Here is a 24,416-nt window from a genome sequence, read left to right as displayed (position 1 = left end):
GGTACCGGCCCGCCGTACGTGGTGTCAGTGCACGTCGCCCATCAGCCTGACGACCTTCTTCCGGTACATCAGCAGGGCCACCCCGGCGAGCACGGCCAGCAGGCCCTGCGAGGCGAAGTACCAGGTGCTGCCGGTGGAGTCGCCGACCAGCAGCTGGATGATCGAGGCGGTGCAGTCGCCCGCCGTGACGGCGAGGAACCAGATGCCCATCATCTGGCTGGCGTACTTGGCCGGCGCCAGCTTGGTGGTGACGGAGAGTCCGACCGGGGACAGGGTCAGCTCGCCGACGGTCTGGACGAAGTAGACCAGCGCCAGCCAGAGCGGGGTGACCTTGGTGCCACCGGAGGCCGCGGCCATCGCCAGCATCATCACCAGGAACGAACCGCCGATCATCAGCAGGCCGAAGGCGAACTTCACCGTGGTGGACGGGTTCTGCCGGCGCCGGTCCAGCCAGATCCACAGCCAGGCGAAGACCGGTGCCAGCGCCATGATGTAGAGCGGGTTGAGCGACTGGAACCAGCTGCTCGGGAAGCTGAACCCGAGCACCGAGAGGTCGGTGCTGTTCTTGGCGAACAGGTTCAGCGTCGAGCCGGACTGGTCGTAGATCATCCAGAACACGGCGGCCGCCACGAAGAACCAGGCGTACCCGCTCATCTTGGACTTCTCGTCCGGGGTCAGGTCCTTGTCCCGGCGCAGCCGGGCGAAGTAGACCACCGGGATCACGATGCCGGCCACCGAGAGCGGCCAGATCACCCAGCCGAGGCTCAGCCGGCCGCTGAGCGCGACGGCGGCGTAGCAGACCACGGCGGCGGCCAGCCAGAGGGCGACCTTGCGGAGCATGCTCCGCTTCTCGTCGGCGCTCATCGGCGCGCTCACCACGCTGCTGCGCTCGCTCAGGTGGCGGCTGCCGAGCAGGTACTGGAGCAGGCCGATCGCCATGCCGACCCCGGCCAGCGCGAAGCCCAGGTGCCAGTCGACCTTCTCGCCGACCGTGCCGATCACCAGCGGGGCGACGAAGGCACCGAGGTTGATGCCCATGTAGAAGATGGTGAAGCCACCGTCGCGGCGGGGGTCGTTCGGGCCGTCGTAGAGGTGGCCGACCATGGTGGAGATGTTGGCTTTGAGCAGGCCGGAGCCGATCGCGATCAGGCCGAGCCCGGCGAAGAAGGTCGCCTGGGGCGGCAGGGCCAGCGCGAAGTGGCCGAGCATGATGACGCCGCCGCCGATCGCGACCGTCTTCCGGGCGCCGAGGAAGCGGTCGGCGATCCAGCCGCCCGGCAGGGCGAGCAGGTACACCATGGCGTTGTAGACGCTGTAGACGGCGCCGGCCGTGGCGACCTGCATGCCGAGCCCGCCCTCGGAGACGCCCGCGGCCATGTAGAGCACCAGCAGGGCGCGCATCCCGTAGAAGCTGAACCGCTCCCACATCTCCGTCATGAAGAGGGTGGCGAGTCCGCGGGGGTGTCCGAGGAAGGTCTGGCCGCTGCTGGTCGGGTTCGGCGCGGTGCCGACGTCCAGAGTTGTTGACGCCATGAGTGGGGGTTCCTTGTGGCGGCGGGGGCAGGGACCAGAACACTCTACGTCGCGTTTTCAGGGCCAATCAGGGGACAAGGCCATATCCGTACCTAATGTCCGAGCAAAGAAAAGCGCCACTGCACCGCCTGGATCAATGGCACGGAAGGAGAAACTCCTTGGAATCGCAACCCCTGCCGCCGGATCTTCCGGTGATGACATGATCAGTCCGAAAATCCCACCAGGGCTCCCGGGCCCCGCGCCGCTCACGCTCTGTGAACTAGTTCACAGCGCCCATCAGCCGCTTGATCCGCCCGGCGGCCAGCCAGATCGCCACCCCGCAGACCGCCGCCAGCGCGCCCTGGAGATAGAAGTAGGCGTCCGCGCTGACCACCCGCTGGAGCTGGGTGGTCCAGCCCGCGACCGCGTCGCCGGTCGCGGTGGCCAGGAACCACAGCCCGAGCATCTGGCTGATGTACTTCGCCGGCGCCAGCTTGGTGGTCAGTGACAGGCCGACCGGAGAGAGCGTCAGTTCCGCGACGGTCTGCACGAAGTAGACCCCGACCAGCCAGAGCGGCGAGACCAGCCCGCCGCCCGAGGCGGCCAGCTCGGCCAGGCCCATCAGCCCGAACGAGGCGCCGATCAGCAGCAGGCCGAGGGCGAACTTGACCGGGGCGCCGGGGTTCCGGCTCCGGGCCGCCAGCCACTGCCAGAGCCAGGCGAAGACCGGCGCCAGGATGATGATGAAGAGTGGGTTCACCGAGTTGAACCAGCTGGACGGGAAGTGGAAGCCGAGGATCGACAGGTCGGTCGACTCGTTGGCGAACTGGGAGAGCGTCGACCCCGACTGGTCGTAGATCATCCAGAAGATCGCGGCCGCGATGAAGAACCACATGAAGGCCGACATCCGGCTGCGCTCCAGCGCGGTCAGCCCGCTGTCCCGGCGCAGCCTGGTGAAGTACCAGGCGGGCAGCCCGATCCCGATCACCCCCAGGATGTTGACCACCTGGTGCACCGAGAACCGGCCGAGCAGCGCGTCCACCGCGAAGAACACCACCGCCGCCCCGGCCCAGCACGCGGCCAGCCGGAACACCCGCCGCCGCTGCACCGGATCGGCCGGCCGGCCGGGCAGCGCGCCCGCGTGGCCGAGGTGCCGGCGGCCCAGCACGTACTGGATCAGCCCGACGCCCATCCCGACCCCGGCCAGCGAGAAACCCAGGTGCCAGCTGACCTTCTGGCCGACCGTGCCGATCACCAGCGGCGCGAAGAACGAACCGATGTTGATCGCCATGTAGAAGATGGTGAAGCCGCCGTCCCGGCGGCCGTCGTTCTCGTGGTAGAGCTGGCCGACGATGGCCGAGACGTTCGGCTTGAGCAGGCCGGTGCCGATCGAGATCAGCAGCAGGCCGAACCAGAACGTCGCGCTCAGCGGCACCGCCAGCGCGAAGTGGCCGCCCATGATCACCAGGCCGCCGATCAGCACCGCCCGGCGGGCGCCCCAGACCCGGTCGGCGATCCAGCCGCCGGGGATGGCCAGCATGTAGATCAGCGAGTTGTAGACGCTGTAGACCGAGGCGGCCGTCACGGTGTCCAGGCCGATCCCGCCCTGGTCGACCGGCACCGCGAGGAAGAGCACCAGCAGCGACCGCATCCCGTAGAAGCTGAACCGCTCCCACATCTCGGTCATGAACAGGGTGGCGAGCCCGCGCGGGTGCCCGAAGAAGGCGTGCTCGTCCTCCGGTGGCATCCCGGACGCGGAGTACGGCTCCGCCCCGTCCCGCCCTGCCGCCTCGTCTGCCACCCGGTACCTCCCGCGCACGTTGTCCCACGACCGGCCCCCGTCTGCCCACGCTATGAGCCGACAAACCGTCAGGCGCTCCGGCGGCGCCCCCGCTACGCCGTCCGAGGCGTACCGGCAGGCCCAAGGCCCTGAACGTCGAGTCGCACTCGGACTACCATCTGCCACATGACCTGTGTGCTGTTGGCCGAGGACGACCCGGCGATCTCCGAACCGCTGGCCCGTGCGCTCCGACGGGAGGGTTACGAGGTGCTCGTCCGCGAGGAGGGCCCCGGGGCCCTCGCCGCCGGGCTGACCGAGGACGTGGACCTGATCGTGCTCGATCTCGGCCTGCCCGAGATGGACGGCCTGGAGGTGGCCCGCCGGCTCCGCGCCGAGGGCCGGACCTGCCCGGTGCTGGTGCTCACCGCCCGGGCCGACGAGGTGGACACCGTGGTCGGCCTGGACGCCGGGGCGGACGACTACGTCACCAAGCCGTTCCGGCTGGCCGAGCTGCTGGCCCGGGTCCGGGCCCTGCTCCGGCGCGGCAACGTGGACCAGCTGACCACCGGCGCGCACGGCGTGAAGATCGACATCGAGTCGCACCGCGCCTGGCTGGGCGAGGAGGAGCTGACCCTGTCGGCCAAGGAGTTCGAGCTGCTCCGGGTGCTGGTCCGGGACGCCGGACGGGTGGTCACCCGGGAGGAGATCATGCGTCAGGTCTGGGACACCACCTGGTGGACCTCGACCAAGACGCTGGACATGCACATCTCCTGGCTGCGCAAGAAGCTCGGCGACGACGCGGCCAACCCGCGCTACATCTCCACCGTCCGCGGCGTCGGCTTCCGCTTCGAGAAGAACTGATCAGGGGTCAGTCCGCGTGAAGCGCCGGATGATCAATTCACTGCTCGGCGTGGTCCTGGTGATGGTGGTGGTGTTCTGCGTCCCGATCGCCCTGATCGAGAAGCAGTCCATCGTGAACGCCGCGGACGCCCGGGTGGACGCCCAGGCGGTCCGGGTGCTCGGCCTGGTGGAGAGCCGGCTGGCGGCGCAGGAGCCGATCACCGGCGAGAAGTTCACCGCCCAGCTGCCCGAGGGCGGCTACGTCACCATCGCGGTGCCCGGGCAGCCGGTGCTGGCGATCGGCACCCCGCCCGCGCCGCCGGTGCTCAGCGTCACCGAGTCCGGCGCCGACGGCGAGACGGTCACCGTGGTCCAGTCCCGCACCGGGGTGGACCACGAGATCGCCAACATGCTGCTGCTGCTCGGGGTGGTCGCGCTGCTCGCGGTCCAGGCGGCGGTGGCCCTCGCGGTCTGGCAGGCCAAGCGGCTGGCCAGGCCGCTGGTCGACCTGGCCGAGACCGCCGAGCGGCTCGGTTCGGGCGACCCCCGCCCCCGGGACCGGCGGTACGGCGTCCCGGAGCTGGACCGGGTGGCCGAGGTGCTGGACGCCAGCGCCGAGCGGATCGCCCGGATGCTCTCCGCCGAGCGGCGGCTCTCCGCCGACGCCTCGCACCAGCTCCGCACCCCGCTCACCGCGCTCTCGATGCGGCTGGAGGAGATCAACACCCTGGCGGGCGAGCCGGACACCGTGAAGGAGGAGTCCACCATCGCGCTCCAGCAGGTGGAGCGGCTCACCGACGTGGTGCAGCGGCTGCTCACCAACCAGCGCGACCCGCGCAGCCCCACGGCGGTGGTGTTCGAGCTGGACGAGGTGGTCAAGCAGCAGCTGGCCGAGTGGAGCCCGACCATGCGCGGCACCGGCCGCACCCTGCGGGTCGAGGGCCTGCGCGAGGTGCGGGTGCTGGGCACGCCGGGGATGGTGGCCCAGGTGCTGGCCACGCTGATCGAGAACTCGCTGATGCACGGCGCCGGGACGGTCGTGGTCCGGGCCAGGCCGTCCGGCCGCTCGGTGGTGGTCGAGGTCCAGGACGAGGGCCCCGGGGTCCCGACCGAGCTGGGCAACCGGGTCTTCGAACGGGCCGTCAGCGGCCGCAACTCCACCGGCATCGGGCTCGCGGTGGCCCGGGACCTGGCCGAGGCGGACGGGGCGCGGCTGGAGCTGCTCTCGCTGCAACCGCCGGTCTTCGCGCTCTTCCTCAGCCGGGCCGACGAACCGGCCTGACGGGTCTCAGCGGGCGTACTCGGGCTGCTCGGTGACCGGCGGCTGCGCGGCGGCGGGCACGGTCGCGGCCGGCACCGGCGGCTCGGCCAGCTCGGGCAGCGCCTTGAAGACCCAGGTCCGGTAGGAGAAGAACCGGAAGACCGTGCCGATGGCGAGTCCGAGCGTCTTGGCGGCGAACTTCTGCAGGTCGCCGTCGAAGCCGAAGCCGTACTCCGACAGTCCGAGGACGCCGGTCTCGATCAGCATGCCCGCGCCGCTGAAGAGCAGGAAGAGCGTGATCTCCCGCTTGCGCGAGCTGGCGTCGCGGTCCTTGTAGAGCCAGTAGCGGTAGCCGAGGTAGTTGGTGGCGATGGCCACCAGGGTCGCCGCGATGTTGGAGCGCAGTGTCGCCAGCCCCAGGCCGTTCATGCAGAACCAGAAGACGGCGAAGTTGACGACCACACCGCTGAGGCCGACCAGGCCGAACTTGAGTGCCTCACCGGAGAGGCCGCTGAGCTTCTGCCTCAGCGAGGGCTTCGGGCCGGTCATGCTCGTCATCCGCGGGTCTCCAGTGTGTGCTGACGAAACAGTGCTCGCACGGGCTGTCGCGCAAGCACATCATCCGACAGTGTGCTTCGGGCCCGGCCATCCAGGCTACTCGCTCCGGTCGGGCCCCTTGTCCCGGCCGGTCCGCCGCTCCCTTCCGGTGGCCGCCGGTGCACCACCCCTCACCGGCCCGGATATCCTGGGCAGCGTGACTTTCGCGGGTAATGCAAATTTTCCAGTCGTGGGCATGATCGGCGGCGGGCAGCTCGCCCGGATGGCGCACCAGGCGGGCATCCCGTTGGGCATCCGCTTCCGACTCCTCGCCGACACCCCCCAGGACTCCGCCGCCCAGGTGGTCTCCGACGTGGTGCTCGGTGACTACCGGGACCTCGACACCCTGCGCCGCTTCGCGGCCGGGTGCGACGTGATCACCTTCGACCACGAGCACGTGCCGACCGAGCACCTGCGCGCCCTGCAGGCCGACGGCATCGCCGTCCGCCCGGGCCCGGAGGCCCTGGTCAACGCCCAGGACAAGGGCGTGATGCGGGCCAAGCTGGTCTCGATCGGCGTGCCCTGCCCCCGGCACCGGCTGGTCGCCGACCCGGCGGACGTGACCGCCTTCGCCGAGGAGGGCGACGGCTACCCGGTCGTGCTCAAGACGGTGCGCGGCGGCTACGACGGCAAGGGCGTCTGGGTCGTCGACGACGAGACCCAGGCCCAGGCCCCGTTCCTCGCGGGCGTGCCGGTGCTGGCCGAGGAGAAGGTCGACTTCCTCCGCGAGCTGGCCGCCAACGTGGTCCGCTCGCCCAGTGGCCAGGCGGTCGCCTACCCGGTGGTGGAGAGCCTCCAGGAGAACGGCGTCTGCGCCGAGGTCACCGCCCCCGCCCCCGACCTCGACCCCGCGCTCTCCGACGAGGCCCAGCAGCTGGCCCTGCGGATCGCCGGCGACCTGGGCATCACCGGCCACCTCGCGGTCGAGCTGTTCCAGACCCGGGACGGCCGGATCCTGGTCAACGAGCTGGCCATGCGCCCGCACAACTCCGGCCACTGGACCCAGGACGGCGCGGTCACCTCGCAGTTCGAGAACCACCTGCGGGCCGTCCTCGACCTCCCGCTCGGCGACCCGCGCCCGCGCGCCAGGTGGACCGTGATGGTCAACGTGCTCGGCGGCGACTACCCCGACATGTACCGGCCCTTCCTGCACTGCATGGCCCGCGACCCCGGCCTGCGGATCCACATGTACGGCAAGGACGTGAAGCCCGGCCGCAAGGTCGGTCACGTCAACGTCTTCGGGGACGACCTCGAGGACGTCCGCGAGCGCGCCCGCCATGCGGCCGCCTACCTGCGAGGGACGATCACCGAATGACCCAGCCAGTTATCGGCATCGTGATGGGCTCGGACTCCGACTGGCCCGTGATGGAGGCCGCCGCCCAGGCGCTGGACGAGTTCGAGATCCCGTACGAGGTCGACGTGATGTCCGCGCACCGGATGCCGCGCGAGATGATCGCGTACGGCGAGCAGGCGCACACCCGGGGCCTGAAGGCGATCATCGCGGGTGCGGGCGGTGCCGCTCACCTGCCGGGCATGCTGGCCTCGGTCACCCCGCTGCCGGTGATCGGCGTGCCGGTCCCGCTGCGCTACCTGGACGGCATGGACAGCCTGATGTCGATCGTCCAGATGCCCGCCGGGGTGCCGGTCGCCACCGTCTCGATCGCCGGGGCCCGCAACGCCGGGCTGCTCGCGGTCCGGATGGTGGCCGCCTTCGACCCGGAGCTGACCGAGAAGATGACCGAGTTCCAGGCCGAGCTGAACAGCCAGGCCACCGAGAAGGGCAAGAAGCTCCGCGCCAAGGTGGCGGGCTCCGGCTCCTTCGGCTTCGGCAAGTAGCACCGCACGTGCCGCTGTCGCGCCGCGCGGCCCTCGCCCTGGGGGCCGCCGCGGTGCTGACGGGGTGTTCGACGCCCTCGCCGCGCGGGGTGCTGCGGCTGGCGGCCGGCCCCGAGGGCGGGCCGTACCAGACCTTCGGCCGGCGGCTCGCCGAGGAGATCGGCCGGGCCCACCCCGGCCTGACCGTCGAGGTGCTGTCGACCGCCGCGAGCGTGCGCAACCTGCGGCTGATCGGCGAGGGCGGGGCCGAGCTGGGGCTGGCGCTGGCCGACAGCGCGGCCGACGCGGTGGCCGGGCGGGGCAGCTTCGCCCGGCCGGTCGCGGTGGCCGCGATCGCCCGGCTCTACCTCAACTACCTGCACCTGGTGGTCCCTTCGGACCGACCGGTACCGACCGTCGGCGACCTGGCCGGGCTCAGGTACTCGCTGGGCGCGGCCGGGTCCGGCACCGCCGTGGTGGCCGAACGGGTGCTGGCCGCCGCCGGATCGAGCCCGGCGGGGGCCCGGCTGCTGGGACCGGCCGAGTCGGTGGCGGCGCTGCGGGCCGGGGAGCTGGACGCGTTCTTCTGGTCCGGCGGCGTCCCCACCCCGGCGATCACCGAGCTGGCCGAGCTGCGGCCGGTCCGGCTGGTCCCGCTGGCGGCGCAGGCGGCCGTGCTGCGCAGCGCGTACGGGCCGGTGTACGAGAGCGTGTCGATCCCGCTCGGTGCCTACCGTCAGTCAGGCCCGACCCCGACCGTCGGCACCCCGAGCTATCTGGTCTGCGCCGCCGGTCTCGACCCGGAGACCGCCCGGGCCGTCACCGAGGTGCTGTTCCGCCGCCGGGACCACCTGCAGACCCCGGACGCGCCGGGCGGCCGGCTGGACGAGCGGTACGCGATCGGCACCGGCACCGTCCCGCTGCACCCGGGCGCGGCCCGGTACTACCGCGCGGTCTACTGACCGAGCCTCAACTCGACCACCAGGCCGTGGGGTCGGTTCGCCAGCAGGGCGAGGCTGCCGCCGCAGCCGCGGGCCAGTTCGGCGGCGATGGCGAGCCCGAGGCCGCTGCCGGTGACGTTGCGCTGCTCCGGGGCGCGCCAGAACCGGCCGAGGGCGGCCCGGCGGCCGGTCTCGTCCAGCCCGGGTCCGTCGTCGGCGACCCGGAGCACCCGGTCGGTCAGCGAGACCGCCACCCGGCCGCCGGCCGGCACGAACTTCGCCGCGTTGTCGAGCGCGATGTCGGCGATCCGGGCCACGGCGGCGGGCACCGGCGTCCGGTCGGTGACCCGCACCGTGAGGGTCAGCCCCTTGGCGGCGTACAGCTCCTGCCAGCCGGTCAGCCGGGCGCGCAGCCGGTCGGCCGGCAGGGCCTCCGGCAGCCCGGCGTCGGCCTCCACCCGGGCGAGCGTCAGCAGGTCCTCCAACAGGGCTTCCAGCCGGTCGAGTTCGGCCAGCGTCCGGCGGTACTCGGGCTGTCCGTCGGCGGTCAGGTGCGGTTCCAGGTTCTCCAGCCGGAGCGCGAGCACGGTGAGCGGGGTGCGCAGCTCGTGCGAGGCGTCCGCGACGAAGGCGCGCTGGCGTTCCAGCGCGACCGAGATGGCGTCCGCCATGGCGTTGAACCGCTCCTCCAGGCGGCGCAGTTCGACCGGACCGCGGACCGTGCCGATCCGGGCGCCGAGCCGTCCCTCGGCGATCTCCCTGGTGGTGCGGTCGAGTTCGGCGACCGGCCGGAGCACCCAGCCGGTCAGCCGCCGGGCGGCGACCAGCGAGCAGAGCAGGGCCAGCACCGCGCCGGCCGCGAGGGCGGCCCAGACCAGGGCCACCGAGCGGCGGGCGGCGGCGGTGGAGACCCGGAGCACCACCACCCCGGACACCTGGTCGTCCCGCCCGGCCGGTTCGGCGACCAGCACGGTGGGCGGGCCGAACGGGGTGAGCAGCGGCAGCCCGTCCGTGGTCCGGCCGGACAGCGCCCGCCCGGCCGCCCGGTCGCCGCCGACCGGGGTCCCGGCGATCAACCGCCCGTCCCGGTCCCGGATCTCCACCGCCGTGCCGTACAGCTCCGCGTACCCGGCCACCTCCGCCGCCAGCCCGGACGGTCCGCCCTCGCGCAGCGCCCGGTCGGTGAGTTCGGCGAACCGGGTGGCGTCCGCCCGGCGGGCGAGCAGCAGCTGGCCGGTCCGGTGCGAGGAGTACGCCAGCGCCAGCGGCACCGCCAGTGCCGCCACCAGGCAGCCGATCAGCAGGAGTTGGACCACCAGCAGTCGACGCTGCATCAGCCGGTGGCCAGCCGGTAGCCGGTGGCCCGCAGGGTCTCGACCAGCCGTGGGCGGCCGGTCTTGGCGCGGATGCCGGCGATGTGCACGTCCAGCGAGCGGGAGGCCGACAGCTGGACGTCGCCCCAGAGTTCGTCCAGGATCTCCTCCCGGCCGCGCACCGCGCCGGGCTCCCGGGCCAGCAGGGCCAGCACGTCGAACTCCCGGCGGGTGAGCGCGACCGGCTCCCCGGCCACGCTGACCCGCCGGGCCTCCAGGTCGATCCGGACGTCCGCGACCTGCACCAGAGGACCGGCGGCGGTCAGCGGCCGGGTGCCACGGCGGGCCACGGCGGCCATCCGGGCGGCGAGTTCGGCGGTCCGGAACGGCTTGGCCAGGTAGTCGTCGGCGCCCGAGCGCAGGCCGCGCAGGATGTCCCGCTCCTCGGTCCTGGCGGTCAGCACGATCACCGGCACGGTGGACACCCGGCGCAGCCGCCGGAGCAGTTCCAGCCCGTCCAGGTCGGGCAGGCCGAGGTCGAGCAGGACGAACTCGCAGGTGTCCTTCAGCCGGAACGCGTCGTCCGCCCGCCCGGCCCGGACCACCTGGTGGCCGTGCCGGGCGAGCGCCGGGATCAGGGCGGCCGCGAGACGGTCGTCGTCCTCGACCAGGAGCACGCGCATGCGCCCAGCCTAGGCGGGGACCGCCGCCTTGGTGGCCGGTCGGGTGCCCTCGGTGAGCGCGGTGTCCCGGGTCTCCCGCATCGTCAGGTAGACCACCAGGGAGACCGCCGCCAGCGCGGAGACGTACCAGTAGTACCCCGACTCGACGCCCGCGTCCTTGAACCAGAGCGCCACGTACTCGGCGGTCCCGCCGAACAGCGCGTTGGCCAGCGCGTACGGCAGCGCCACCCCGAGCGCCCGGATCCGGGTCGGGAACAGCTCGGCCTTCACCACCGCGTTGATCGAGGTGTAGCCGGTGACGATGACCAGCGCGACCACCGCGAGCAGCAGCGCGCCGCCGAAGCCGTCGGCGTGCGAGAGCGCGGTCATCAGCGGCACCGTGCCGAGGGTGGCGCCGACCCCGAAGGTGATCAGCAGCGGGCGGCGGCCGATCCGGTCGGAGAGCGCACCGGCCGGCGGTTGCAGCAGCATGAAGACGGTCAGTGCGCAGAAGCTGACCAGGGTGGCGTCGTTCTTGCTCAGGCCGGTGGTGTTGGAGAGGTACTTGGTCAGGTAGGTGGTGTACGTGTAGTACGCCACCGTGCCGCCCATGGTCAGCGCCATCACCAGGGCGAACTCCCGCTTGTGCGCCAGCAGTCCGCGCAGCGTGCCGCGCTCGTCGGCGCCCGGGTCGTGGTCCGCGCTCCCGGTGTACGCCTCGGTCTCCACCAGGTTGCGCCGCAGCCAGAACACCACCGCCGCGCCGAGCGCCCCGGCGACGAACGGGATCCGCCAGCCGTACGAGTGCAGGGCGGCGGTCGACATGGTGTGCTGGAGCACGATCTGCAGCCCCAGGCCGAGCAGCTGACCGAAGGTCATCGAGACGTACTGGAAGCTGGAGACGAAGCCGCGCCGGCCGGGCTGCGAGGCCTCGGTCAGGTAGGTGGCGCTGGCCGCGTACTCGCCGCCGACCGACAGGCCCTGGAGCAGCCGGGCGACCAGCAGGACGCCCGCGCCCGCGTAGCTGACCTGCCGGTAGGTCGGGGCGACGGCGATCAGCAGGGCGCTGACCGACATCAGCGAGACGGTCAGGGTGAGTGCCGCCTTGCGGCCGCGCCGGTCCGCGTACCGGCCGAGCAGCCAGCCGCCGACCGGGCGCATGAAGAAGCCGACCGCGAAGATGCCCGCGGTGTTGAGCAACTGGGCGGTCGGGTTGCCGTGCGGGAAGAACGCCGAGGCGAAGTAGGTGGCGAAGCCGGCGTAGACGAACCAGTCGTACCACTCGACCAGGTTGCCCACCGAGCCGCCGAGCACGGCCTTCCAGGGGGTCGCGGTGTTCGCGGTGTTCGCTGAGGTCATGGGGGGTCTCCCGGGTGGTCGGAGTTCTGCTGCGGGACACAGCGTCGACCCGGGCCGGTCGGCCGGAACAGCGGCCCGGCCGAGAGCTAAGCTCCGGTTAACACTGGCGGGTTGGGTAGAACTGTTCCCATGACTCCTGAGCTGCTCGACCGTGCCCGCGCCCTGCTCCGTACCGCACCCGTGGTGGACGGTCACAACGACCTGCCGTGGGCGATGCGCGCCCAGGTGGGGTACGACCTCGACGCCGTGGACCTGACGGCGGACCAGCGGGCCAGGCTGCACACCGACTTCGGCCGGCTGCGGACGGGCGGGGTCGGCGCGCAGTTCTGGTCGGTGTACGTGCGCTCCGACTACGCGGGCGACCAGGCGGTCAGCGCCACCCTGGAGCAGATCGACTTCGTCCGGACGCTGACCGAGCGCTACCCGGACACCCTCCGGCTCGCGCTCACCGCCGAGGACGTCGAGACCGCCCGCGCGGAGGGCCGGATCGCCTCGCTGATGGGCGCCGAGGGCGGGCACTCGATCAACAGCTCGCTGGCCACCCTGCGGGCGCTGTACCAACTGGGCGTGCGGTACCTGACGCTCACCCACAACGACAACGTGCCCTGGGCCGACTCGGCCACCGACAAGCCCGAGCACGACGGCCTGACCTCCTTCGGTGAGGAGGTGGTGCGGGAGATGAACCGGCTCGGCATGCTGGTCGACCTCTCGCACGTCTCCGCCGACACCATGCGGGACGCCCTCCGGGTCACCGAGGCGCCGGTGATCTTCTCGCACTCCTCGGCCCGGGCGGTCTGCGACCACCCGCGGAACGTCCCGGACGACGTGCTGGCCCAGCTGCCCGCCAACGGGGGCGTCGCGATGGTCACCTTCGTGCCCAAGTTCATCCTGCCCGCCGCGATCGAGTGGACGGTGGACGCGGACCGGAACATGCAGGCGCACGGCTTCCACCCGCTGGAGACCACCCCCGAGGCGATGGCCTGCCAGCGCGCCTTCGAGGCCGCCCACCCGCGTCCGGTCGCCACCGTCGGCACGGTCGCCGACCACCTGGACCACATGCGGCAGGTGGCCGGGATCGACCACCTCGGGATCGGCGGCGACTTCGACGGCACCGCCTTCACCCCGGCGGGCCTGGACGACGTGGCCGGCTACCCGCACCTGATCGCCGAGCTGCTCGGCCGGGGCTGGTCGGAGGCCGACCTGGCGAAGCTCACCTGGCACAACGCGGTCCGGGTGCTGCGGGAGGCGGAGGCGGTGGCCCGCGAGCTCCAGGGCCGCCGCCGCCCCTCGATCGCCACTCTCCAGTGCCGGGCACGGCACTAGGCATGGACGCGACGAGCGGCTATCGTCCGTCGGCGTGACCTTCTCCGTAGTGGCCCGCTCGGGCAGTGCCGTCGGTGTCGCGGTGGCCAGCAAGTTCCTCGCCGCAGGCGCGGTCGTCCCGGCCGCCGAGGCGGAGGTCGGCGCGCTGGCCACCCAGGCGATGGCCAACTTCGCCTACCGGCCGCAGGGCCTCACCCTGCTCCGGACCGGCGTCGCCCCTGCCGACGTGGTGGCCGGGCTGACCGCCGCCGACCCCGGCCGGGCCGACCGCCAGCTCGGTGTGGTCGGCTGCTCCGGCGACGGCGCCACCTACACCGGCGCGGACTGCCTGGACTGGGCGGGTGGCGTGGCCGGCCCCGGCTACGCGATCCAGGGCAACATCCTGACCGGGCCCGAGGTGGTCGCGGCGATGGAGGCCGCCTGGCTCGACGGGGCCGAACTCCCCTTCGCGGAGCGGCTGGTGACCACCCTGGCGGCGGGGGACGCGGCGGGCGGCGACAGCCGGGGGCGGCAGAGCGCCGCGCTGTACGTCGCCGACCGGGGCGCCGGCTACGGCGGGCTCAGCGACGTCTCCTACGACCTCCGGGTGGACGACCACCCCGACCCGGTCACCGAGCTCGCCCGCCTGCTGGCCGGCCACGAGATCCTGTTCGGCACCCCCGACCCGGCCACCCTGCTGGAGCTCACCGGCGCCCTGTCGTCGGAGGTCGCCACCCTGCTGACAGTCGTCGGCCACCCCACCCTGGACCGCTGGGCCGGCGTCGAGAACCTCGAAGGCCGCCTCGTCCCGGGCTACATAGACCCGTTGGTCCTCGAACACCTCCGCGCCAAGGCCCGGTAGGTCAGCCCTTTCGCAGCGCCCCAGTGGCACTACCCAGGGGCTCGGGGAACGGCGACGGTTCGTGGCCGGCGGGTGTCACTGCGAAAGTGCCTGACCACCTACGGACGGATCACCTTGCAAAGGTCGGCGTCGCAGTTCCCCGAGCCCCTGGTGGTGCACCTGGTGCCTAGAGGCGTGGGAGCTCGATCGCCGGGCAGCGGTCCATCACCATGTCGAGACCGGCCGCCGTGGTGCGGGCGTACGCGTCGTGGTCGATGACGTCGAGCTGGAACCAGACCGCCTTGGCGCCCTTGGCGACCGCTTCGTCGGCGACCGCCCCCGCCAGCGAGGAGTTCACGAAGACGTCCACCACGTCGACGTCGAACGGGATGTCGGCGAGGGAGGCGTAGCCGGTCTCCCCGAGCACCGTCTCGGCCTTGGGGTGAACGGGCACGACCCGCTTGCCCGCCCGCTGCAGCACCCGGGCCACCCCGTACGCGGCCCGGGCGGTGTTGTTCGACAGCCCGACCACCGCCCAGGTGTCGCCGCTGTCCAGCAGGATCTTCCGCACCACCGCGTCGTCGCTCATACCCGCTGCAACTCCCCGGCGGGGAGCGGCTATTCCACCGTCGGGCGGCCCATCGCGCGGTAGTGCCAGCCGGCCGCGCGCCACTTGGCGTCGTCCAGGACGTTCCGGCCGTCCAGGATCCGGCGCTCGGCGACCACGGTGCCCAGCACGGCCGGGTCGAGGTCGCGGAACTCCTGCCACTCGGTCAGGTGCAGGACGACGTGGGCGCCCTCGGCCGCCTCCAGGGGGGAGTCGGCGTAGGTGAGGCCGGGGAACATCTTGCGGGCGTTGTCCATCGCCTTGGGGTCGTAGACCGAGACCTGGGCGCCCTGGAGCTGGATCTGGGCGGCGACGTTGAGGGCGGGGGAGTCCCGGATGTCGTCGGAGTTGGGCTTGAACGCGGCGCCGAGCACGGCGACCCGGCGGCCGAGGAAGCCGCCGCCGCACTGCTCGCGGGCCAGCTCGACCATCCGGGAGCGGCGGCGCATGTTGATCGAGTCGACCTCGCGCAGGAAGGTCAGCGCCTGGTCGGCGCCCAACTCCCCGGCGCGGGCCATGAAGGCCCGGATGTCCTTGGGCAGGCAGCCGCCGCCGAAGCCGACCCCGGCGTTCAGGAACTTGCCGCCGATCCGCTCGTCGAAGGAGAGCGCCTTGCTGAGCTGGACCACGTCCGCGCCCGCGCTCTCGCAGACCTCGGCCATCGCGTTGATGAAGGAGATCTTGGTGGCCAGGAAGGAGTTGGCCGCGGCCTTCACCAGCTCGGCGGTGGGGAAGTCGGTGACCACGAACGGGACGCCCTCGGCCACCGGCGTCGCGTACACCTCGCGGAGCAGCGCCTCGGCCCGCTCGCTGCGGACGCCGACCACCAGCCGGTCGGGGTGCAGGGTGTCGCCGACGGCGAAGCCCTCGCGGAGGAACTCCGGGTTCCAGGCCAGCTCGGCGGCCTCGCCGACGGGGGCCAGCTCGGCCAGCCTGACGGCCAGTCGGTTGGCGCTGCCGACCGGCACGGTGGACTTGCCGACCACCAGGGTGGGGCGGGTGAGGTGCGGGGCGAGCGAGTCCAGCGCGGCGTCGACGTAGGACATGTCGGCGGCGAACTCACCCTTCTTCTGCGGGGTGTTGGTGCAGATGAAGTGCACGTCGCCGAACTCGGCCACCTCCTCGTAGGAGGTGGTGAAGCGCAGCCGGCCGGAGGAACCGGGGTGCCCGGGCACGTGCTTGACCAGCAGCTCGGCCAGACCGGGCTCGTACATCGGGATCTTCCCGGCGGCCAGGGTGGCGATCTTCTCCGGGTCGATGTCCAGGCCGAGCACCTCGAAACCGAGCTCCGCCATGCAGGCGGCATGCGTCGCGCCGAGGTATCCGGTGCCGATCACCGTGATGCGGAGGGTCACGCGCTTCCCCTTTGGTCTGGTCTGCTCGGGTCGGGCAGTGACCGATGCTATCCGGCGGGGGCCCCAGCGCGTAGCCGTCCGCCGAGAGGTAACGACTTCACCTCCTCGTACCGGTTCCGGCCCGGTGCGTGCCGTCCGACCGGACAATGCCCGCATGAGCACCGAGGACGGGGCGGACCCCACCGGACTGAGCATCTTCGCCGACCGGTCCGAGCAGGCCGGGCAGGCCGACGGCACCGAGGCCCCGGAGGCCCCGCCGAGGCCCCGCCGGCGCGGCCGCCGGCTGCTGCTGGCCGTCCTGCTGACGGTGCTGCTGATCACCGGCGGCTGCACGGGGGCGCTGTACTGGACGGCCGACCACTACGCCTCCTCGGTGGCCCGGATCCCGGGGGCGCTGCCGAGCCTCGCCGAGTCCGAGCGACCCAGGCCGGTGCCCAACGCCGGGGTGACCTTCCTGCTGGTCGGCCTGGACGCCAGGACCGACGCGGGTGCGCCCGCCAAGGCCCCGGTCTGGCAGGCGGGGGCGGCCCGCAGCGACACCATGATGCTGCTGCACCTGTCGGCGGACCGGAAGAACGCCTCGGTGATCTCGCTGGCCCGGGACACCTGGGTGGACGTGCCCGGCCACGGCAAGGCCAAGCTGAACGCGGCGTACTCGCTGGGCGGCCCGGCGCTGATGGTGCGCACCGTCCAGGACCTCACAGGCATCCCGGTCGACCACCTGGCGGTGGTGGACTGGAACGGCTTCCGGTCGCTCACCGACGCGGTCGGCGGGGTGGACATCACCATCCCCAAGGAGATCGAGGGCAAGGGCGAGGCCAGGCACTGGGCGGCCGGCACCCAGCACATGGACGGGACCACCGCGCTGCTCTACGTCCGGGAGCGGTACGGGCTGCCCAACGGCGACCTGGACCGGACGAAGCGTCAGCAGAACTTCCTGCGCGCCCTGATGCAGCAGACCCTCAGCTCGGGCACCCTGGGCAACCCCGGCAAGCTGACCGGCCTGCTCGGCTCGGTCGGCGAGGTGGTCAGCGTGGACGACAAGCTGAGCAACACCGACCTGTACGACCTGGCCTGGAGCCTGCGCGGGCTGCGCGGCGACGGGGTGCGCTTCATGAACGCGCCGTTCGGCGGCTTCGGCGACGAGGGCGGCCAGTCGGTGGTCTACCTCGACCAGCGGGTGGCCAAGCAGCTCTGGGAGGCGGTCCGCAACGACCGGGTGACCGAGTACCTGGCCGAGCACCCCGGCACCGGCGACACGCTGGGGGAGAACGTCCGCTGAGCCGGTGTCACGCATGTCACGTCCGGGGTAGGCAGGGCGCGAGCCTAGAATTAGGCTTACTTAACGGTAACTAACGTGGTCCGAATTCAAGGGGCGAGGCACATGGCGGGCAACTCCGGGGCGGATTTCGACCTTTTCCGGGTTTCCGAGGAGCACGAGATGCTCCGGGAGGCGGTGCGGTCGTTGGCGGAGGCGAAGATCGCTCCGTTTGCGGCGGAGGTGGACGAGCAGGGCCGGTTCCCGCAGGAGGCGTTGGACGCGTTGCAGGCCAGTGAGCTGCACGCGGTGCACGTGCCGGAGGAGTTCGGTGGTGCGGGGGCGGACGCGTTGGCGACCGTGATCGTGATCGAGGAGATCGCGCGGGTGTGTGCGTCCTCGTCGTTGATCCCGGCGGTGAACAAGCTGGGTTCGCTGCCGGTGCAGCTGTCGGGTTCGCAGGAGTTGAAGGCGAAGTACCTGGGTGCGCTGGCGCGGGGCGAGGGGATGTTCTCGTACTGCCTGTCGGAGCCGGACGCGGGTTCGGACGCGGCGGGGATGAAGACCCGGGCGGTGCGGGACGGGGACTTCTGGGTGCTCAACGGTGTGAAGCGGTGGATCACCAACGCGGGGGTGTCGGAGTTCTACACGGTGCTCGCCGTGACCGATCCGGAGCTGCGGTCCAAGGGCATCTCGGCGTTCGTGGTGGAGAAGGGCGACGCGGGCGTCTCGTTCGGCGCGCCGGAGAAGAAGCTCGGCATCAAGGGTTCGCCGACCCGTGAGGTGTACTTCGACAACGTGCGGATCCCCGCGGACCGGATGATCGGGGCGGAGGGCACCGGTTTCGCGACCGCGATGAAGACCCTGGACCACACCCGGGTGACCATCGCCGCGCAGGCGGTGGGCATCGCGCAGGGCGCGCTGGACTACGCCAAGGGCTACGTCCGGGAGCGGAAGCAGTTCGGGAAGCCGATCGGTGACTTCCAGGGTGTGCAGTTCATGCTCGCGGACATGGCGATGAAGCTGGAGGCGGCGCGTCAGCTGACGTACGCGGCGGCCGCGAAGTCGCAGCGGGTGGACGCGGACCTGACGTTCTTCGGTGCCGCCGCCAAGTGCTTCGCCTCCGACGCCGCGATGGAGATCACGGTCGACGCGGTGCAGCTGCTGGGCGGTTACGGCTACACCCGTGACTACCCGCTGGAGCGGATGATGCGCGACGCCAAGATCACCCAGATCTACGAAGGCACCAACCAGATCCAGCGCATCGTGATGTCCCGCAACCTCCCGTAGCGTCAGCTGCCGTACCGGACCCCGTCGGTGTGACCGACGGGGTCCTCGCGCATGCCGATCCGGCGGGCCGGGACGCCGGCCCAGATCTCGTTCGGCCCGGTGGAGCCGGTGAGCACGGCGTTGGCACCGACGACGGTGCCGGCGCCGACGGTGAGGACACCGCTCCGGCAGACGATCTTGGCGCCCGCGCCGACCAGGACGCCGTCCTCCAGGACGATCCGGCGCATCGCGCTGCGCTGCTGCGGCACCCAGGGGTCGGCCCGGCCGATGGTGACGCCGTTGTAGAGCGTGACGTCCGCGCCCAGGGTGGTGTACGGGTGCAGCACGGTGCCGAAGCCGCGGTGGAAGACCCGCAGGCCGGGGCCGATCTCGACGGCGGCGGGCACCTCCATCCCGTACAGCGCGAGGGCCTCCTGCACCAGGCGCCCGAACAGGCGGCTGCGGCGGCGGTAGATCAGAGCGGTCACCAGCGACATGGAGCACATTGTGACGGCTCCGGTACCGAGGGTGTCCCAGCGGCGCGCGAATGTCCGGGTGCTGTCACAGGCCGGGAAGGGCGGTAACCGGGGCGGCCGGTCGCCCCGTGTGGAGGGTGACCTTGCCTTTCGTACCGGGGGAATCCAGCCATGAACGCTCATCGCCTGCCCGTCGCCGCCGTCGTCCTCGCCACCGCCGTCCTGGCGCTGACCGCCTGCGGGCCGAAGGACGCCGCACCCGCGACCGGGCCCGGCCTGACCGCCACGGCGAGCGCCGGCGCCACGCCGACCGGCACGCCCGCCGCCACGCCGTCCGCCCCGGCGGCGACGCCGTCGAAAGGCGCGACCAAGGCGGGGGCCGCTCCGGCAGCGGACTGCACGGCCAACGCGGCCCAGGTCGGCCGGGTGATCGAGGCCGCCGAGGTCGGCTACGCCACCCACGTCTGGATGAAGGCCAAGGAGACCAAGTTCGTCTGCGGCCCGAACGTCCCGGGGGAGAGCTACTTCACCCCGACCGGGGCGGTGAAGGTGTTCGAGTTCAGCAACGACGTCAAGACCTACGTCCTCGCCGACCTGCAGGAGAAGCTGCTCCCGCTGAACGACTTCATGGCGCGGGCGGAGACCTGCCTCACCAAGGCGACCTCGGTGCAGCGGCCGTACGGCTGCTACGGCAACCAGTTCTCCGTCACGCTGGACCCGGCCGGCAAGATCAGCGCGATCCACCAGCTCTACCGCCCCTGAGCTCAGGACGGTGCGGGCACCGGCCGGTCGTTCTGGATCTGCTCGAACAGCTGCTTCGAGGCGGTCGGGGCCCAGAGGATCGAGGACCCGGCCGGGGTCTGGTGGTTCTGGTCGGCGATCGGCACCGTGACGGTCCGTCCGCCGGAGCCCGACACCTTGTCCAGCTGCCACCCGAACCGGGTCAGCGTCCAGAGCGAGCTGCCCCGGTCCACCGTCAGGGCGCCCAGCGCGGCGCTCAGGAACGGGTACAGCACGAACGGGTCGAGCAGGGTGAACGGGCTCAGCACCTCCCCGGCCAGCGCCTGCAGGAAGGCCTGCTGGTTGCCGATCCGGCTCAGGTCGGAGTCGGGCAGCGAGTAGCGCGTGCGGACCAGGGCGAGCGCCTGGGTGCCGTTCAGGTTCCGGCAGCCGGCCGGCAGGTCCGCACCCGACTTCGCGTCCACCACCGGCCGGTCCAGGCACATCCGGACGCCGCCGAGCGAGTCGACGACGTCCACGATGCCGGTGAAGCCGACCTCGACGTAGTGGTCGATCCGGATACCGGTGTTCTGCTCCACGGTCTGCACCAGCAGCTGTGGGCCGCCCTGGGCGAAGGCCGCGTTGATCTTGTTCTTGCCGTGCCCGGGGATCGCCAGGTAGCTGTCGCGCGGGATGCTCATCAGCACCGGGCCGTTGTCGCCCTCGTGCAGCACCATGATGGTGTCGGTGTTGATCCCCGACTCGCCGCCGACGTGCAGGTCCCGCTCCTGCTGCTCGGTCAGCCCGGCCCGGCTGTCCGAGCCGACCAGCAGCCAGTTGGTGCCGGGGCCGTTCCCCGGGCGGCCGGACCAGTCGGTGATCGCGTCCACGTGCCGGATCTTCCGGTCGGCCCAGAGGTAGCTGCCGACCGCACCGCCGACCAGGGCCAGCACCAGCACCGCGACCGTCCAGCGGACGATGCGCCAACGGTTCCGGCGCCGCCGCGGCGGCCCGGCGGCCGGGCCCCCGCGCGGGTTCAGCGAGGGTGGCAGCGGCGGTTCGGAGCCGTACGCCCCCGGGGTGCCGCCGGACCGGCCAGTGCTGCTCATGCTTCCAGAGTGGGCGAGCGGCGCCCGGACGGCCGCCCCGTGGGGGCCGTCCGGGTGAGGCGGGCTGACCGCGCGTCAGATCTGACGCGCGGTCAGCGTGCCGGTCACTTCACCTCGGGCACCGCGCTGTCGCTCTTGAAGGCGTCGAAGACCTGCTTGGCCTTGGTGGTGTCCCACTTCACCGCGGACTCGCCGGTGGGGGTGCGGAAGTCGGGGTTGGCGATCGGCACGGTCATCGACTTGCCCTCGCCGCCGGAGACCGAGCGCATCGCGAGGAAGAGCGAGCCGAGGTCACCGAGACCGGCGTCGTCGTCCACGATCAGGGTGCCCAGGCCCGAGCTGACCATCGGGTAGAAGGTGAACGGGTTCAGCAGGGTGCCCGGCGAGGCGGCCTGGTTGGCCAGCGCGGAGAGGAACTTCTGCTGGTTGCGCATCCGGCCGAGGTCCTGGTCGGCCATCTGGTGCCGCTGCCGGACGAAGGCCAGCGACTCCTTGCCGCTCAGCGACTGGCAGCCCGCCTTGAGGTTGAGCCCCGAGTCCTTGTCGGCGATCGCCTTGTCGACGCACATCTCCACGCCGCCGACCGAGTCCACGATCCCGACGAAGCCGGCGAAGCCGATCTCGGCGTAGTGGTCGATCCGGATGCCGGTGTTGTGCTCGACGGTCTGCACCAGCAGCTTGCCGCCGCCGGTGTTGAAGGCCGCGTTGATCTTCGTGGTGGTGGCCGGGACGGTCTTGCCGCTCCCGTTGGTGTTGGGGTGCGCCGGGATCTGCACCCAGGAGTCGCGCGGGATGCTCATCAGGGTGTTCCCGTTGTCCCCGATGTGCAGCAGCATCATCGAGTCGCTGCGCTTGCCCACGGCGGAGCCGGTGTGCAGCGCGTCCTCGTCGGCGTCGGTCAGCCCGGCCCGGCTGTCCGAGCCGACGATCAGCCAGTTGGTGCCCTTCCCGGCCGGGGGTCTGCCGTCGTAGGAGACCAGCACGTTCTCGTGGTTGAGCTGGGAGTCGGCCCAGAAGTAGGTGCCGACGGCGGCCACCATCAGCGCGGCCAGGGTGCCGTAGACGCCGTACTTGATCTTCCGGCGGCGCGGCCAGCGCGCGTTCGCCGGACGCGGCGCGGTGGGCGGCGCGGTGGGCGGCTGCCCCGGTCCCGGCGGTATCGGGGCACCGGGGGTGCGCGGCGGGGCGCCCGGGCCGCGCGGGTCGAGCTCGGGCGGCAGACCCGGGCGGGCCTGCGCCGGTACGGGCTGCGCGACCGGGACCGCGGGCGCCGCCTGCGGCGGTGCGGCCGGACGGCGCGGCGCCGGGGCGCCCGGGCCGCGCGGGTTCAGCCCGGGCGGCAGCGGGGGCTCGTCCCGGTACGGGTTCGGCCCGCCCTCGGAGCCGTAGGACCCGTAGGCCCCGCCGCCACTGCCGCCCCCCGGGCGGTCCTCCTGCCACGTGTTCATGGGGGGAAGGATGCCCGAAACCGCGGCCGCGCAGTGCAGTCGGGGCTGCCACCAGGGCCCTTGTAACACAGTTGATGCACGTCCCGGACGGGTCGGCCGTATGTTCACGGGGCGGAACGAACCTTGACCCGTTCGAACGCAGCGTGGTCCCATGACGTCCATGGAGCAGCAACGGATCCTCACGCGGCGGCGGCACGTCGACCTGCTGCGCGTGTCCTGCTCCCTCTGTAGTGGCTGACCGCTCGCCACCTCCGCTCCCTTCCTTCCTCCGCGCAGCGTCGCGCGTCGAGCCCTGCCCGCTTCCACTTTCCTGGGGTGCCTCATGGCCACCGTCCTGTCCGTTTCCGGCTCGCCCTCCGCCACCTCCCGCACCACCCGCCTGCTCCGCCACGTCGACGCCCGGCTGACCGCGCAGGGCCACCGGGTGATCCCGCTGGAGGCGCGCGCCCTCCCCCCGGCCGCGCTGCTCTCCGCCGACCTGAGCGACCCCCAACTGGCCCGCGCCATCGAGCTGTTCGCCGAGGCGGACGGCGTGGTGATCGGCACCCCGGTCTACAAGGCCGCGTACTCGGGGCTGCTGAAGGCCCTGCTGGACGTGCTGCCGCAGTACGCGCTCGCCGGGAAGGCGGTGCTGCCGCTGGCCACCGGCGGCTCGACCGCGCACGTGCTCGCGGTGGACTACGCGCTGCGGCCGGTGCTCACCTCGATGGGGGCCGGGCACGTCACCCAGGGCTGGTTCGTGCTGGACCGCCACATCGGCACCCGGGAGGACGGCTCGACGCTGATCGAGCGGGAGACCGAGGCCCTGCTCACGCCGGTGGTGGACGCCTTCGCGACCGCCCTGGTCCGGCAGGGCGAGCCGGTGCTGACCGGCTGACCCGGCGGCCGATCCCTGAGGCGGGCGGCGGGAACCCCTAGGGGGAGGGGGCCCGCAGCCCGTACATCGCTCGTTGGTCGGCTTCCTCCCGGCGGATGACGATCTGTTCGGGTGGCGCTCCTAACGTGGTTCTTACCTCGCCACTCCACTCAGCACCACCTGGAGGGTGGGGGCAGCCCCAGGATCAAGACGGCAGACCGCACCATGTCCCCGGACGGGTGCGCTGCGGAAGTCTGGGGCCGACGGGTGGACCACCAACGAGGAGACTCCAGTGACGACGGCAGCCAGCGCCGTGCAGGACCAGCAGCTTTCCGGCGGCCCCGAGGCCCCGGCCGCGGCCGCGCGGCAGGTGACCAAGGCGTACGGCGCGGGGGAGACCCGGGTGACCGCCCTCGACGCGGTGGACGTGGACATCCACCGCGGCCGGTTCACCGCGATCATGGGCCCCTCGGGCTCGGGCAAGTCCACCCTGATGCACTGCCTGGCCGGGCTCGACACGGTCTCGGAGGGCCGGATCTGGATCGGTGACACCGAGATCACCGGCCTGAAGGACCGTCAGCTCACCAGGCTGCGCCGGGACAAGATCGGCTTCATCTTCCAGTCCTTCAACCTGCTCCCCACGCTGAACGCGCTGGAGAACATCACGCTCCCGATGGACATCGCCGGCCGCAAGCCCGACGCCGCCTGGCTGGACACCGTGGTCTCCACCGTCGGCCTGGCCGACCGCCTGAAGCACCGCCCGACCCAGCTCTCCGGCGGCCAGCAGCAGCGCGTCGCGGTGGCCCGGGCGCTGGCCGCCCGTCCCGAGATCATCTTCGGCGACGAGCCCACCGGCAACCTCGACTCCCGCTCCGGCGCCGAGGTGCTCACCTTCCTGCGCCGCTCGGTCGACGAGCTCGGCCAGACCATCGTGATGGTCACCCACGACCCGGTCGCCGCCTCCTACGCCGACCGCGTGCTCTTCCTGGCGGACGGCCGCCTGGTGGACGAGATGCACGCCCCGACCGCCGACTCCGTCCTCGAGCGCATGCGCCGCTTCGACGGCAAGCGCACCAGCTGAGACGGGGTCAGAAA

At 72.1% G+C, this 24,416-nt stretch carries 23 protein-coding genes; 12 read left to right on the top strand and 11 right to left on the bottom strand.

Annotated features, from left to right (window positions below; genetic code table 11):
- Positions 1-24 precede the first annotated feature (24 nt).
- Entirely contained in the window at positions 25-1,533 is a 1,509-nt protein-coding gene (locus OHV05_RS12445) for a peptide MFS transporter (RefSeq protein ID WP_405017729.1), read from the bottom strand.
- 259 nt (positions 1,534-1,792) lie between these two features.
- Positions 1,793-3,259: a peptide MFS transporter gene (locus OHV05_RS12440; protein ID WP_405021446.1), complete on the bottom strand. Its 1,467-nt coding sequence runs from the start codon at positions 3,257-3,259 to the stop codon at positions 1,793-1,795.
- 219 nt (positions 3,260-3,478) lie between these two features.
- On the opposite strand from OHV05_RS12440, the gene OHV05_RS12435 reads away from it, so the two are divergent.
- Both OHV05_RS12435 and OHV05_RS12430 read left to right on the top strand, forming a co-directional pair.
- Entirely contained in the window at positions 3,479-4,153 is a 675-nt protein-coding gene (locus OHV05_RS12435) for a response regulator transcription factor (protein ID WP_184918861.1), read from the top strand.
- Positions 4,154-4,169: 16 nt separating this feature from the next.
- Positions 4,170-5,414: an ATP-binding protein gene (locus OHV05_RS12430; RefSeq protein ID WP_403040616.1), complete on the top strand. Its 1,245-nt coding sequence runs from the start codon at positions 4,170-4,172 to the stop codon at positions 5,412-5,414.
- A gap of 6 nt (positions 5,415-5,420) precedes the next feature.
- Here OHV05_RS12430 and OHV05_RS12425 read toward each other — a convergent pair whose 3' ends face one another.
- The gene (locus OHV05_RS12425) at positions 5,421-5,951 is read right to left on the bottom strand and encodes a GtrA family protein (RefSeq protein ID WP_405017728.1); all 531 of its coding nucleotides are present in this window, start codon (positions 5,949-5,951) and stop codon (positions 5,421-5,423) included.
- Between the two features lie 235 nt (positions 5,952-6,186).
- Here OHV05_RS12425 and OHV05_RS12420 point away from each other — a divergent pair, with 235 nt between their 5' ends.
- The 3 genes from OHV05_RS12420 to OHV05_RS12410 are packed head-to-tail and all read left to right on the top strand — an operon-like array spanning position 6,187 to position 8,767.
- Complete coding sequence (locus tag OHV05_RS12420; protein WP_405021445.1) at positions 6,187-7,305, top strand: 5-(carboxyamino)imidazole ribonucleotide synthase; 1,119 nt, start codon at positions 6,187-6,189, stop codon at positions 7,303-7,305.
- The gene (gene purE, locus OHV05_RS12415; protein ID WP_403040618.1) at positions 7,302-7,826 is read left to right on the top strand and encodes a 5-(carboxyamino)imidazole ribonucleotide mutase; all 525 of its coding nucleotides are present in this window, start codon (positions 7,302-7,304) and stop codon (positions 7,824-7,826) included. The genes OHV05_RS12420 and purE overlap by 4 nt, the downstream gene beginning before the upstream one ends.
- 8 nt (positions 7,827-7,834) lie before the next feature.
- Positions 7,835-8,767, top strand: coding sequence for a TAXI family TRAP transporter solute-binding subunit (locus OHV05_RS12410; protein WP_405017727.1), 933 nt, complete (start codon positions 7,835-7,837; stop codon positions 8,765-8,767).
- Here the strand turns inward: OHV05_RS12410 and OHV05_RS12405 are convergent.
- From OHV05_RS12405 to OHV05_RS12395, 3 genes are read right to left on the bottom strand one after another with little or no spacing between them, the layout of a single operon-like run.
- Positions 8,761-10,080 carry a sensor histidine kinase gene (locus OHV05_RS12405; RefSeq protein WP_405017726.1) on the bottom strand — a complete coding sequence of 440 codons (1,320 nt, stop codon included), beginning with the start codon at positions 10,078-10,080 and terminating at the stop codon, positions 8,761-8,763. The two genes, OHV05_RS12410 and OHV05_RS12405, sit on opposite strands and share 7 nt — an antisense overlap.
- Positions 10,080-10,742: a response regulator transcription factor gene (locus tag OHV05_RS12400; protein WP_405017725.1), complete on the bottom strand. Its 663-nt coding sequence runs from the start codon at positions 10,740-10,742 to the stop codon at positions 10,080-10,082. The genes OHV05_RS12405 and OHV05_RS12400 overlap by 1 nt, the downstream gene beginning before the upstream one ends.
- 9 nt (positions 10,743-10,751) lie before the next feature.
- Positions 10,752-12,080 (bottom strand): MFS transporter, encoded by a 1,329-nt coding sequence (locus tag OHV05_RS12395; protein ID WP_405017724.1) that lies wholly within the window; start codon positions 12,078-12,080, stop codon positions 10,752-10,754.
- Between the two features lie 129 nt (positions 12,081-12,209).
- Here OHV05_RS12395 and OHV05_RS12390 point away from each other — a divergent pair, with 129 nt between their 5' ends.
- Both OHV05_RS12390 and OHV05_RS12385 read left to right on the top strand, forming a co-directional pair.
- Entirely contained in the window at positions 12,210-13,403 is a 1,194-nt protein-coding gene (locus OHV05_RS12390; protein ID WP_405017723.1) for a dipeptidase, read from the top strand.
- 34 nt (positions 13,404-13,437) lie between these two features.
- A complete protein-coding gene (locus tag OHV05_RS12385) occupies positions 13,438-14,244 on the top strand; it encodes a DUF1028 domain-containing protein (RefSeq protein ID WP_405017722.1) in 807 nt (268 codons plus the stop codon).
- A gap of 166 nt (positions 14,245-14,410) precedes the next feature.
- Here OHV05_RS12385 and OHV05_RS12380 read toward each other — a convergent pair whose 3' ends face one another.
- Together OHV05_RS12380 and OHV05_RS12375 are read right to left on the bottom strand one after the other, a co-directional pair.
- Entirely contained in the window at positions 14,411-14,812 is a 402-nt protein-coding gene (locus OHV05_RS12380; RefSeq protein ID WP_405017721.1) for a CoA-binding protein, read from the bottom strand.
- A gap of 29 nt (positions 14,813-14,841) precedes the next feature.
- Entirely contained in the window at positions 14,842-16,185 is a 1,344-nt protein-coding gene (locus OHV05_RS12375; protein ID WP_405017720.1) for a UDP-glucose dehydrogenase family protein, read from the bottom strand.
- A 154-nt stretch (positions 16,186-16,339) separates the two neighbouring features.
- Between OHV05_RS12375 and OHV05_RS12370 the strand changes: the two genes are divergently transcribed.
- Both OHV05_RS12370 and OHV05_RS12365 read left to right on the top strand, forming a co-directional pair.
- Positions 16,340-17,467, top strand: coding sequence for an LCP family protein (locus tag OHV05_RS12370; protein ID WP_405017719.1), 1,128 nt, complete (start codon positions 16,340-16,342; stop codon positions 17,465-17,467).
- Positions 17,468-17,569: 102 nt separating this feature from the next.
- Positions 17,570-18,733 (top strand): acyl-CoA dehydrogenase family protein, encoded by a 1,164-nt coding sequence (locus OHV05_RS12365; RefSeq protein ID WP_405017718.1) that lies wholly within the window; start codon positions 17,570-17,572, stop codon positions 18,731-18,733.
- Between the two features lie 2 nt (positions 18,734-18,735).
- Here OHV05_RS12365 and OHV05_RS12360 read toward each other — a convergent pair whose 3' ends face one another.
- Positions 18,736-19,209: a serine O-acetyltransferase gene (locus tag OHV05_RS12360; protein WP_405017717.1), complete on the bottom strand. Its 474-nt coding sequence runs from the start codon at positions 19,207-19,209 to the stop codon at positions 18,736-18,738.
- 150 nt (positions 19,210-19,359) lie between these two features.
- Here OHV05_RS12360 and OHV05_RS12355 point away from each other — a divergent pair, with 150 nt between their 5' ends.
- Positions 19,360-19,950 carry a hypothetical protein gene (locus tag OHV05_RS12355; protein WP_405017716.1) on the top strand — a complete coding sequence of 197 codons (591 nt, stop codon included), beginning with the start codon at positions 19,360-19,362 and terminating at the stop codon, positions 19,948-19,950.
- A gap of 2 nt (positions 19,951-19,952) precedes the next feature.
- Here the strand turns inward: OHV05_RS12355 and OHV05_RS12350 are convergent, their stop codons facing one another.
- Positions 19,953-21,017, bottom strand: a complete 1,065-nt coding sequence (locus tag OHV05_RS12350) for an LCP family protein (protein ID WP_405017715.1) — start codon at positions 21,015-21,017, stop codon at positions 19,953-19,955.
- A 104-nt stretch (positions 21,018-21,121) separates the two neighbouring features.
- Complete coding sequence (locus OHV05_RS12345) at positions 21,122-22,465, bottom strand: LCP family protein (protein WP_405017714.1); 1,344 nt, start codon at positions 22,463-22,465, stop codon at positions 21,122-21,124.
- Positions 22,466-22,787: 322 nt separating this feature from the next.
- On the opposite strand from OHV05_RS12345, the gene ssuE reads away from it, so the two are divergent.
- Positions 22,788-23,342, top strand: a complete 555-nt coding sequence (gene ssuE / locus OHV05_RS12340; RefSeq protein WP_405017713.1) for an NADPH-dependent FMN reductase — start codon at positions 22,788-22,790, stop codon at positions 23,340-23,342.
- A gap of 271 nt (positions 23,343-23,613) precedes the next feature.
- Positions 23,614-24,402: an ABC transporter ATP-binding protein gene (locus OHV05_RS12335; RefSeq protein ID WP_405017712.1), complete on the top strand. Its 789-nt coding sequence runs from the start codon at positions 23,614-23,616 to the stop codon at positions 24,400-24,402.
- Positions 24,403-24,416 lie beyond the last annotated feature (14 nt).

It is taken from the genome of Kitasatospora sp. NBC_00070 (assembly GCF_045041205.1).
GTDB lineage: Bacteria > Actinomycetota > Actinomycetes > Streptomycetales > Streptomycetaceae > Kitasatospora.
This window is presented reverse-complemented; position numbering and strand designations above follow the sequence as displayed.